Raw genomic sequence first — 11,959 nt, 5'->3', positions numbered from 1 at the left:
GTTCGCTAGGCGAGCGCCAACCGCATTTAGCCCTGGAGAGGTGGTCGAGCGGTTGAAGGCACTCGCTTGGAAAGCGAGCAGAGGTGTTGAGCCTCTCGAGGGTTCGAATCCCTCCCTCTCCGCCAGGGTGCCCCGCTTTAGTCGAAGCACCAACTAACATCTGCCGTATACGTCAGCGTCGATTGCCCGTCGGCCGGGACGCGCAGATTCCAGCTCGCGGTCGAAGCGGATGATTTTACGTACGGCATGTTCTCCTGGGTGATCTGTCATTGGCTGGGAATCGGTTCGACGAGGAGCACGTTCTGGGCAGTGCTCTTCGCATTTGCGAGGACGATTCGATACGAGCTCGACGTACGACACGGCGAGAGGAAGTGGAAGTCCGTCTGCTTCTTGCGCGCGGTGACGTCAAAGGCATCGCCGACGTGCAGGCGCACCCTCTCGTTACGCGGCGTGTGATCGATCGAGTCGGAGCCGAGAAACTGCAGTTGCTTATGCGAGTCGTTTTTGTAGAGTCGGACAACGCCGCCGGGCAGTGGGATCCCGAGGTCGCCGCCTCGATTTTCAAACGTGAGGTATGCGCCGACCGGGAGCCGGTCGCCGATATCGGGCTCGGCGCTGCGGTAATAGTCGGGCGACCCGCGCAGCTCGAGGCTTTCGCGGATCGGAATACCTCGGGCGTTTAGCAGCGTGAGCTGCTTCGTCTGATCGTTGAGGACCGTGGTTGGCCGAGCGAGCGTGTAAAGGTGGTATTCGAAGTAATTTTCTTGTTCGACATTTGCACCCGCGTTGGTTGTAACGCGTCCGATCGTGCGCAGGGCGCGATCGACCACTTCCGGAGGTTCTACGATGTTGACGTTTCCGGCGACCAGCTGCAAATGCGCGTCCTCATACGATTCGCCGCTGGTATTGGAAAGCGTTACCAGGCCGTTAAGCGACAGGCGCGTTTGGTCGGCCGAGACCACGCCGACGTAGTCTGCCCTCCAGCTCATGCCACGCGTGAGATAACTCAAGTCGAGCGTCTCGGAGGCGTCTTGCGAGCTATCGAGATCGATCACCAGGGTCGGGCGGTCGCGAAAGCCGTTCACCGCTACCGGGAACAGGATGTGGCCGCGAAGTCCCGTTTCGATTCCACTGTGATACTGCAGAACGATTCCGTCATCGACGCTCAAAATACGTGCCGTCTCGCGTGTCTCACGGTCGCCGGCGAAGCGCGGTTCGTGGACGACCGTTACGTCGCGCCCGACGTACTTTCGCAGCAGCGCTTCGGAACTCACAAGGTCGTAGTCGAAGTTCTGCTCCCGCACCGCGATCGTATCGCTGCCGCCGACGGGCTCGAGCAGCGCGGAGGTGGCATCCATATCCGCGCTAACGTCGCGCCAGGCGAGACCGTTAAGCTCCGGTTCCAGCCGTACGACCCGGCGATCGCGGATAAGCGCCGTTCCGCCGTTATAGACGGTGAGATTGATCAGCCGGCGTTCGGCAACCGTGCTCGTTCGTTCGGCTGGATCGGCAGTAAGCTCGACGGGAGCGACGATCGCAAGAGCAGCGAGAATAGCACATGAAAGGCGTAGCATAGGGCACCTCGCCGGTTTCCGGTTCTTATTCTCTAAACGCGCTCTTCGGATGTGCTGTGACGCTATTCATCGCCAAAGATACCGCCTTCGCACCGCAGGGGCTGCCGGAGCACGAACCCTTTTGAAGGAACGCGCATCAGCCAAAAATCCGCGTGTAGGTTAGACTTACGAGCAGCACCACGGTCGCAATCAAGACAGCGTGAAACACGACGTGGTGTGGGTGTTCGCGAACATTAACTGATAGCGCGCCGCGCGCGCCGGCTCGGGAACGAGCAGGTACGGTACGTACCAGGTACGGAGCACGCCGTACGTCGCTCCACCGTAGGTGATCCAAAGCAACCACACCAGCCACATGGGAAGGTGCGTCGAAGCATAATAGGCGCTTCCGACGAAGCCTATTGCAAACGGCAATGTGCTTAACACGGTTACTCGCACGAGTTTTGACCTTGGGTCCGCCGAATGGACCGCTTTGAGGTTGTTCAGCCTTCCCAGCGGTATCCAGTCGTGCAGAGCGACGAACAGCACCACGAAGAGTTGGCAAGCGAGAAAAGCATCGATCATGATTGTGCGATGATTGCGAGGAGCTCGCGGTCGTACGCTAAGCCGGCCTGGGGCGGGGCAAGGTGCGAATCATCTCCACAGCGCAATCGCGGTCGACTTGATTCTCTGAAGCTTCAAGGTTTTCGATAACGCGAAGCCGGTCCGCCAGCGTGCGATTCTGACTCAACTTCGCCTTCGCGTAAATCTTCGCGGCGCGTAACTCGAACGCCACGATTCCCCGCAGCTGGCTCTCTCGATAATCGACGGTCAGCCGCGACGGCTCCCAGGGATCCGGCCTTCCGCGCTCCATCTTCTCGCTTAGGAGCCTCACGGCCGTCCACGCGTCGAACCCCGCAAGCCGCCCGTTTGCGTGCACCGCGCTGTAGTTCCACGTAGGGACGGTTTCGTATGGCGCTTCGTACCACGCCGCCGAAATGTATGCGTGCGCTCCCTCGAAGACGATCGTCGCCGGCACGCCGTCGCGAATCGACTGCGCATGGGGATTCGCGCGGGCGACGTGTCCGACGATCCACAGCTCGCCGCCTCGTTCTTGTGCGATCAGCGGCAAGTGCGAAACGCGCGGATACTCCGCATCGGCGGTCACGAGCATCCCGAACGGATAGCGTTCGATGAGGTCGAGCATCCAATGCCGATCGGTAACCTCAAAGAGCGGCGGTACGTACACGCTGGCGGCTAGGTATTGGAAACGCGATCCAAATGCGCGAGCCAGAAATCGAAGCTCGCGCGCGCTTGCGCCTCGAGCATCGCGTCGCCGGAGACGACTTCCCGGCCGAGCTGGCGCCCCAAGTTCGCGCGCGACCCGTAGTTTGCATCCATCACGAGATCGGCAGCGCGCAGCTGCGCCACGAGCTCTTCGGGCAGGCGCGCTTCGGGCGGCAGCGTGCTCACGACGATTTCAGGCGGATTCTCCGGCGGCCAGGGACGCGCTTCGAAGATATTGCACGCGGCGCTCACCCGATCGGCATCGCGGCCCCAAACGAACGTGTAGGCGTCGGTGTCGTGCAGCTCGGCAAGAATCGCTCGCGCGCTCGCGCCGTAACCGAGCACGCCGATTCGTTTGAGCGCGACCGGCTCGTCGAGCAGCGCCTCGATCGCGGTGCGCGCACCGATGCCGTCGGTGATCGTGCCGAGCGTCTGATGACCGAAGAAAATTGTGTTGACGGCTTGGGCGCGCCGCCCTTCGTCGGTGAGCGCCTCGCAGGCTTCGAAGGCTTCTTCTTTGAGCGGATAGGTGATGTTGCAGCCGGTGAAGCCGTCTTCGCGGAGGCGCCGGATCGTGCGCCCGCCCTCGCCCGACGGCACGCGAATGGCCAGATAATCGCCGTCGATGCCGGCCTCTTCAAGGAAGCCGCGCTGCAGCGAGGGGCTGGCGCTATGCTCGACCGGATCGCCGATGAGTGCGAGCTTCATCATCGCCGGCCCCGCAGCATGATGCGCTCGAAGTAACGGAAGACGCGTGTCACCGCAAAGTCCTTGAGCTCGATCGGCTCGGTGAGGATCGTGTAGAGGCCGCAAAGCTTACCGCCCAGGACGTCGGTGAAGAGCTGATCCCCGACGACGGCGATCTCGTGCCGGCTCATCTGCAGACGGCGCTTGGCGCGCAGGAAGCCGAACGGCAGCGGTTTGAGCGCATTGGGAATACATTCGACCTGAAGGCGCGCCGCCAGCCCAGTCACCCGCTCCGAAAAGTTGTTCGAGAGCATGACGATGCGGAATCCGCGGTCGTGCGCCCGGGCGACCCACGAGACGTGCTCGTGGCCGAGCTCGGTCTCCCGAAAGCCCAGCAGCGTATTATCGAGGTCGACGATCAGGCCGCGGATGCCCGCTGCCTCCAGCTCCTCGTGAGGCACGTCGTACAGTCGCGGGGCAAAGCGGTCGGGGCCGAACATGGCAGGCGTTTTGCAGGGGTTATCCCCGGTATCCTCGGGACTCTCCACATGCGGTCCTCATGCTCGCCCGCTTAGCGCGCTCCCTGTCCACAGGAAGCCGAGTCTAACCACAGCGCCTGCACAAGGATTTCACCGACGACCACCATATCTTGTGGTTTCTAGCTCGATATGCCACAATAGGTAACCAACCCGCGCGACGCGAAGCCATTTCGTTCGAACGCGTGTTCGATATCATCGAGGAAGAATCGAGGAGCCACGTATGAAGTTTTCGCGCACTTACTCCGCCCCCGGCGACCCTTATGCGGGCGTCATTTTTGAGCCGCGGACCTCCAAGATCGTCAATCCTGACGGCTCGGTGATCTTTGAGGCCAAAGATGTCATGGTTCCGGCCGCATGGAGCCAGGTCGCGGTGGACGTGCTCGCTCAGAAGTACTGCCGCAAGGCTGGGGTGCCCAAGCATACGGTGCGCGTCGAGGAAGACGGCGTGCCGGGGTGGCTTTCGCGCTCGGTCGCCGACGGCACCGCCCTCGATACGCTTTCCCGGGACGACCAGTTCGGCCCGGAGCGCGATGCTCGTCAGGTTTTTAGCCGGATGGCCGGCTGCTGGACCTACTGGGGCTGGAAGCACGGCTACTTCGACACGGAAAACGACGCGCAGATCTACTACGACGAGATGTGCGCGATGCTGGCGCGCCAGATCGGCGCCCCGAACTCGCCGCAGTGGTTCAACACGGGGCTGCACTGGGCGTACGGCATCTCCGGGCCGGCGCAAGGGCATTGGTACGTCGACGCCGGCAATCAGCTGCCCAAACCCTCCGCCGATACGTTTACGCACCCGCAGGTCAGCGCGTGCTTCATTCTCGGCATCGAGGACGACCTCGTCAACGAAGGCGGCATCTTCGACGGCGTGATGCGCGAGGCGCGTATCTTTAAGGGCGGCAGCGGCAGCGGCGCAAACTTCTCGAAGCTGCGCGCGGCTGGCGAGAAGCTTACCGGCGGCGGCACGTCGAGCGGCTTGATGTCGTTCCTCAAAGTTTTCGATCGTGCGGCGGGTGCCATCAAATCGGGCGGCACCACGCGCCGCGCGGCCAAGATGGTGGTGCTCAACGCCGATCACCCCGATATCGAAGAGTTCGTCAACTGGAAGGTCCGCGAAGAGCGCAAGGTCGCCGATCTCGTCATCGGCGCGCGCATTTTCGAACGCAACCTCAACGCGATCGTTACGGCCGCGCACGACACGCGCGTCCCCGAATCCGCGCGCCTCGATCCGGCGCTCAACGCGTCGCTGCGCCACGCGATTCGCGATGCAATTAACGCCGGCATTCCCTCGGGCGCGGCGCAGAACGCGCTCGACTACGCGCGCCAGGGCTACACGCGGTTGGAGGTCGAGCAGTACGACACCGCGTGGGATTCCGAAGCCTACGTTACCGTCTCGGGGCAGAACTCCAACAACTCGGTCCGCCTGAGCAACGGCTTCTTCGACGCGCTCGAGCGCGACGCCGACTGGCTGCTGACATCCCGCACGACCGGCGACATCGTCAAGCGCATCAAAGCGCGAGACCTCTGGGAAGAGATCGCCGTCGCCGCGTGGCAGTGCGCCGACCCCGGCCTGCAGTACGACGATACGATTCAAGAGTGGCATACGTGTTCGAACGACGATCGCATCAACGCAACAAATCCATGCGTTACCGGCGATACGCTGGTCGCGATGGCCGACGGTCCGGCTCGCATTGAAGATCTGGTCGGAAAGGCGGCGTTCGTCATCGGCGGCGACGGCCGACCGCACTTCGTCAGCAAGATTTTCCCCACGGGAACCAAGCCGGTCTATCGTCTTCGCACGAAAGCCGGATACGAACTCAAGCTCACCGCCGATCATAAGGTTTGGACCGAGAATCGAGGCGACGTTCCCGCCGGCGAGCTGCGCGAAGGCGATCGCCTCGTCCTCAGCGGCTCCGGCTTCGGCACCGTCACCCTCGATGAGCGCGTTGCCTTCGAAATCGGATTCGCCATCGGCGAGTGCTGCGCGACCGTCGCCCCGGTTAGGCAGCCGGCGCTTTCAGGCTCGCGTTTAACGTCACGCCGTCGAGATGTCGAGGCGACCCGGCCTGACGTCGCAGCCTACGTCGTGCGTGACGAAAATGCTTCGATTAAGGCTTTCAGTCCCACTGTCTTCGCCCTCGAGCGTAAGTCGGCCGCAGAGCTCATCAGGGGACTCCTAACGGTCAACTCTGAGATTGTGCTCGGCGAAAGCGGCGCGGCGTCGAGCGTCCTGCACTCGTGCTCTGCGGAACTGCTCAAGCAGCTGCAGCTGCTGTTGCTCTCGTTTGCAATTAAGTCCGAACTTTCGGGCGACCAGCTTCAAATCTCGGGTGGGTTCGATGCAGGGTTACGGCCTGGCGTATCGCTCTCCGATGACTTTCATTCGCTTGAGGCGTCCGGCATCGCTGACGTCTTCGATTTAACCGAGCCCGACACGCAGCACTTCGTAGCAAATGGCTTGAAGGTCCATAACTGCTCCGAGTACGTTTTCATCGATGATACGGCGTGCTTTGCGCCGGAGACGCGCATCAGCACGCCTGACGGATTACGAACCGTCGAAGAGCTCTTCGAACGCCAAGAGAGCGGGCAGCGCGTCCTCGTTACGACCGATATTCACTCGGAGCAAGATCACCGGCGTTTGAGCGCCCATCGCCCGGCCTACATCACCAAGGTCGGCGAACGGCAAGTCTATCGCATGAAACTCGCCGACGGCCGCGAGATCCGCGCGACGGGCGATCACAAATTCCTTACCCTTGAAGGTGCTTGGAAGCGCCTGGACGAGCTCGTTCCGCTCGAAGATCGGGTCGAGATCCGCGAGACCGGTAATCCCGTATCTTTCGCGTCCGATCCGGCCGACGTCAAGCGGTGGCAGATGCTCGGATGGCTGACGGGCGACGGCGTCTTCAATAAGGACACGGTCGCGCTCGTCTTCGGTCCGCGCGAGCAGCGTACCGCCGAGTTCATGACCTCGCAGCTCAACGAGCTCAAAGCCGCTGCGGTAGGTTCCTCCAGCGCGCCATCGATGGTCCGGGCGAGCCGGGTCTCCACGCAGAGCAACGGCGTGATGCAGACCGGTGCGTCGCAAGCGTCGCTGGTTTCCTATTTACAGCAGCGTTACGGTTTTAAACAAGCGACGGCTCTGTACAAAGACGTGCCGACGGCGATCCACGGCGTGCCGGAAGATCTCAAGGTTGCATACCTTCAGGGCCTCTTCTCGGCCGACGGATGTATCCGCAAGAACGGCAAAGCGGCCGAGAAGGAAGTGATGCTCGCGTCTTCCTCGCCGACACTGCTGCGCTCCGTTCAGCTGCTGCTCTCCGATCTCGGCATGACGTCGCGGATATCGTGGATGCATCCCGCCGGGCGGAAGAACCCGCAGGGTCAGCTTCGCCTTTACAATCAGCAGTCGCGCAAGTTCGTGTCGCTCGTCGGCTTCCCGTGTTCCGCTGACAAGGAGCGCGTTGCCCAGGAACTCTGCGAGTCGCCTTTTACCGCGCAGCTCAAGAACCCGCGCGCTCCGAGGGTCGCCTCCGTCGTTGCCGATGGGGTCGCCACGGTTTACGATATTACCGAACCCGTGACGCACTCAGTGATCGCCGAAGGCCTCATCGCCCACAACTGCAATCTCGCGAGCCTAAACCTCGTTAAATTCCTCAACGATGACGGTAACTTCGACTCGAAACGGTTCGCCGAAGCGGCTCGCATTTGGACGACGACGCTCGAGATCTCGGTGACGATGGGGCAGATGCCGTCGCGCAAAATCGCCGAGAAGAATCACGGCTATCGCACGCTCGGCCTCGGCTATGCGAATTTAGGCACATTACTGATGCGTATGGGCTTGCCGTACGATTCGGAAGAAGGCTTCGGCTGGTGCGGTGCCATCACGTCGCTGATGACCGGCGCCGCGTATCGCACCTCGGCGGAGATGGCGCAGCAGCTCGGTTCGTTTGCCCGATTTGAAGCAAACCGCGAGCCAATGCTGCGCGTAATTCGCAATCACCGCAGAGCCGCGCGTGCCGCCGAATCCAGCGAGTACGAAGGACTGACGGTGACGCCGGTCACGCACGCGCCGACGCTCTTTACGCAAGCGACGTGGGCGCTGGCGCGCAAGATGTGGGACGATGCGCTCTCCATCGGTGAGGTCGCCGGCTTCCGTAACGCGCAAACCGTCGTGATCGCGCCGACGGGATGCCTCACGGGCAACTCGCTGGTCTCGACCGACCGCGGCCTGACGCGGCTGCGCCGGCTCGGCGACGTCGACGGCAGCAAGTGGCAAGATATCGACGTGCGCGTGCTCACCGACGACGGCGAGCAGCGCGCGACCAAATTCTTTGTCAACGGCATCTCGCCGACGCGCCGCATCAAGACGGCCGGCGGGTACACGATTCAGGGCACGCCGGAGCATCGCGTCAAGGTCGTCGATCGCGAATCGGGCGAGCTCGCCTGGAAGCGCCTTGCCGAAGTCGCCGCGGGCGATACGGTCGCGCTCTCAATGGGCGGCTTCGCCGGGCAGCCGCAGAGCGTCACGCTGCCGCCGCTGGGCGAGCAGCACTGGAACGCCGACTTCACGACGACGACGCCTGCAAACCTAACGTCGGACCTCGCCGAGCTCGTTGGGTACTTCATGGGCAGCGGCACGCTGAACGCGCGGGGTCTGCGGCTCACGGTCTCGCAAGACGATCCCGACGTGCGTCACCGGCTCGTCGCGCTCGCGCGGCAGCTCTTCGGCGTCGAGGCAACCGTCACCGACAAGCCGGGCTCGTTCGAAATCGGCCTGCACTCGGTGCCGCTCGCAATGTGGTGGCAAGCCTGCGGCTTCGCCAAACATCACCCGTCGACCGACGTGCGCGGCAAGAGCTACGTCTCGCACGTACCCGACGCGATCCTCGCCTCGAATGATCCCGCAATCTATGTGGCCTTCGTGCGCGGCCTCTTCGAAGCCGACGCGACGCTGATCAACGGTTCAGTCCACTTCTCGACGGCCAACGAGAGCCTCATCGACGACGTGCGCACGGTGCTGCTGACGCTCGGCATTCCCACGCGCACGCGCACCGATAAGACGGGCTGGAGCGCCTCCGATCTTTACGTCCTGCGGGTTCGCAACGCCGAACACGCGCGCAAGTTCCAGCAGCTCGTCGGTTTCATGGGCGAGCGCAAACTCGGCGCGATGCGGCCCTCCGAAACGTGGCAAGGAACCAAGGGCGACCGCGTCTTCCTTCGCAAGGACGTGCTGCGGACGCTCGTGCCGCATTCGAGCGAACTCTACCCGCGCACGACGCTGTACGGCTACCGTCACGCGGGTGCCATCAGCCGCACCGCAGCCTGCGAGCTGCTGGAGCGCACCGGCAGCGACGAGCTCAAGAGCGCGCTCGAGTTCTTCTACGACGACGTCGCTACGAACGAGGACGGCGGCGAGCAGTTCACCTTCGACCTCTCGGTGCCGGCCAACGTCACCTACTTTGCAAACGGCTTCGTCTCGCACAACACAATTGGGCTCGTGATGGACTGCGATACGACCGGCATCGAGCCCGACTTCGCGCTCGTCAAGTTCAAAAAACTTGCCGGCGGCGGCTACTTCAAGATCGTCAACCAGTCCGTCGATGCGGCGCTGCATAAGCTCGGCTACTCGAAAGAGCAGATCGAGGCGATCGAGAACTACGCTAAAGGCACCGGCACACTCGAAGGGGCGCCGCACATCAATCGCGCGACGCTCAAGGCCAAAGGCTTCGACGAAGCGGCGATCGCAAAGCTTGAGGCTGGGCTGCCAAGCGCCTTCGAACTGCCGTTCGTCTTCAACAAGTTCGTGCTCGGCGAAGACTTCTGCAAGGAGCGGCTCGGCTTAACTGAAGAGCAGCTCAACGATTGGAGCTTCTCGTTGCTGCGCGATGGGCTCGGCTTTACCACGCAACAGATCGAGGAGGCGTCTGCGCACATCTGCGGCCGGATGACGGTCGAGGGCGCGCCCGATCTCAACAACGAGCATCTTGCCGTTTTCGACTGCGCGACGCCGTGCGGCAAGTTCGGCGAACGGTACATTCGTCCGCTCGCACATGTCGACATGATGGCCGCTGCGCAACCATTTGTTTCCGGAGCAATTTCAAAAACCGTCAATTTTCCGCAAACTGCAACAATTGCCGAAGTGAAAGAGGCCTATCGATACTCGTGGGAGCGCATGATCAAAGCGCTCGCGATCTATCGCGACGGGTCGAAGCTCTCGCAGCCTCTCGCCGCGAGCTACGATTTCGGCGGCGATACGAGTCAGGAAGAATCGGGCGCCGCACAAACGCCGCAGCCGTTCGCTACGCCGATGCAGATCGCGGAACGACTCGTCTACCGGTACATCGCCAAGCGCCGGCCGATGCCGCAGCGCCGCAGCGGTTACACGCAAAAGGCGACGATCGCCGGCCATAAAGTCTACCTGCGTACGGGCGAGTATGAAGGCGGACAGCTCGGCGAGATCTTCATCGACATGCATAAGGAGGGCGCGGCCTTCCGCTCCTTGATGAACAACTTCGCGATCGCGATTTCGCTTGGCTTACAGCACGGTGTGCCGCTCGAGGAGTTCGTCGAAGCCTTCACCTTCACGCGGTTCGAGCCCAATGGCCCCGTCGTCGGCCACGATCATATCAAGATGGCGACATCGATTTTGGACTATATCTTCCGCGAGCTCGCAGTGAGCTATCTCGGACGCTACGATCTCGCGCACGTACAGCCGTCCATGCAAATGGATGCCATGGGTCCCGAGGTCCAGGACGACTACATAGCCGAGGAAGAGGGAGGGGTCAACGTCCTACCCGCGGGTGTTGTGGAAATGCTCCATCCAGTCAGCACCCATCTCCATCCTGGGCAAGAGCCGTCACCCGCTTCTCCGTCGATTGTTGCGACGAACCCCGGAGGAGCGGGTGGGACGGCCGTCGCCCTGCTCGCACGTACCGAAGCGATCAACGCGTCCAAAGCCAAAGGATACACCGGCAATGCGTGCTCGGAATGCGGTCAGCTAACGATGGTGCGGAACGGCGCCTGCGAAAAGTGCGACTCGTGCGGAGCGACCTCAGGCTGTAGCTAAACGTGCCCTGGTGACTACACGCGTGCGTTTGATCGTGAGCGAGCCACATCGGGATCGCCCGATCGTTGCCTCGCGTGTGCTCAGGCTCGATGGTAAGCGGCCCGTTTCGGTTCGAATTTGGCAGCCCTACCGATCTAGCAGAGACTACGTGTGTCAGTACGAGATCCGTGGCCTAGAAGAACCCAAGGTTGGTCGCGCGTTGGGCGTCGATACGCTCCAAGCGCTGCTGATGACGATTGCAGCGATTCAAAACCAACTTCGGGTATATCGAAATAGGCTTTCTTGGGCCGGCTCCGATGACGGCGATGACGGGCTTCCGTACGCGATGGTCTTCGCGTCGCTCTTAATACGCAGTTGTGCGAAGCGCTTGACTCCGCTATCGGGCGGTTTGAACTGGAGATGCGCCGGGGCAATGAAAGCCGGCTCAAAAAGCGACAGGCCAAAACAACTTAACCGAAGCCAGACAGCCGGCGGGCGAATTGAACCGCCACGCGCCCTGGTGACTTTATGACCCGCGCCGTCTTCCCATCAGAGCGGGTCGGGCATCGTCCGCCATTTTCCCCTTCTTTTACCGAGGTGCCGCCGGAGAACCGCCTGCACTTCCTCTGCGACCATCGCATTGAAGATGACGCTAAGCAACAGCGAATCGTGGACCAGCGAACGGCCTCGTTCCGTTGCTGAAGCCATCGCTCTATCCGATCGTATCGAAGCCGGAATACGCAAATGGGGGGAGCGTTGAGCTCTCGCGGCATCGCTGCCGGCGATCCGTACGCAATGCAGTTAGCCGAAGAAGTGCGCGAGGTAAAAGGGAAAGAGCACGGCGGCTGACA

Annotated in this window: 6 protein-coding genes and 1 tRNA gene; 2 read left to right on the top strand and 5 right to left on the bottom strand. The window is 62.1% G+C overall.

Going from position 1 to position 11,959, the window contains the following annotated elements:
• Positions 1–34: 34 nt before the first annotated feature.
• A tRNA-Ser gene (locus tag VGG51_06740) sits at positions 35–125 on the top strand.
• A gap of 141 nt (positions 126–266) precedes the next feature.
• Here VGG51_06740 and VGG51_06735 read toward each other — a convergent pair.
• The 5 genes from VGG51_06735 to VGG51_06715 all read right to left on the bottom strand — a co-directional run bounded on the left by VGG51_06735 (position 267) and on the right by VGG51_06715 (position 4,072).
• The gene (locus VGG51_06735) at positions 267–1,574 is read right to left on the bottom strand and encodes a hypothetical protein (GenBank protein ID HEY1882719.1); all 1,308 of its coding nucleotides are present in this window, start codon (positions 1,572–1,574) and stop codon (positions 267–269) included.
• A 189-nt stretch (positions 1,575–1,763) separates the two neighbouring features.
• A complete protein-coding gene (locus VGG51_06730) occupies positions 1,764–2,135 on the bottom strand; it encodes a hypothetical protein (GenBank protein ID HEY1882718.1) in 372 nt (123 codons plus the stop codon).
• Between the two features lie 37 nt (positions 2,136–2,172).
• Complete coding sequence (locus tag VGG51_06725) at positions 2,173–2,799, bottom strand: FMN-binding negative transcriptional regulator (protein HEY1882717.1); 627 nt, start codon at positions 2,797–2,799, stop codon at positions 2,173–2,175.
• Positions 2,800–2,807: 8 nt separating this feature from the next.
• Positions 2,808–3,548, bottom strand: a complete 741-nt coding sequence (locus VGG51_06720) for a hypothetical protein (protein HEY1882716.1) — start codon at positions 3,546–3,548, stop codon at positions 2,808–2,810.
• Positions 3,545–4,072, bottom strand: coding sequence for a YqeG family HAD IIIA-type phosphatase (locus tag VGG51_06715; protein ID HEY1882715.1), 528 nt, complete (start codon positions 4,070–4,072; stop codon positions 3,545–3,547). Before VGG51_06715 ends, VGG51_06720 begins: the two co-directional genes overlap by 4 nt.
• Before the next feature lie 211 nt (positions 4,073–4,283).
• Between VGG51_06715 and VGG51_06710 the strand changes: the two genes are divergently transcribed.
• Positions 4,284–11,129: an LAGLIDADG family homing endonuclease gene (locus VGG51_06710; protein ID HEY1882714.1), complete on the top strand. Its 6,846-nt coding sequence runs from the start codon at positions 4,284–4,286 to the stop codon at positions 11,127–11,129.
• Positions 11,130–11,959 lie beyond the last annotated feature (830 nt).

It is taken from the genome of Candidatus Cybelea sp. (genome assembly GCA_036489315.1).
GTDB lineage: Bacteria > Vulcanimicrobiota > Vulcanimicrobiia > Vulcanimicrobiales > Vulcanimicrobiaceae > Cybelea.
Note: the sequence above shows the minus strand (reverse complement) of the source record. Positions and strands in the feature narration are given on the sequence as shown.

Bases quoted from the DNA above. Each gene is read 5' to 3' on its own strand.
- VGG51_06735 (HEY1882719.1), bottom strand. From the start codon at position 1,574: ATGCTACGCCTTTCATGTGCTATTCTCGCTGCTCTTGCGATCGTCGCT.
- VGG51_06730 (HEY1882718.1), bottom strand. From the start codon at position 2,135: ATGATCGATGCTTTTCTCGCTTGCCAACTCTTCGTGGTGCTGTTCGTC.
- VGG51_06720 (HEY1882716.1), bottom strand. From the start codon at position 3,548: ATGATGAAGCTCGCACTCATCGGCGATCCGGTCGAGCATAGCGCCAGC.
- VGG51_06710 (HEY1882714.1), top strand. From the start codon at position 4,284: ATGAAGTTTTCGCGCACTTACTCCGCCCCCGGCGACCCTTATGCGGGC.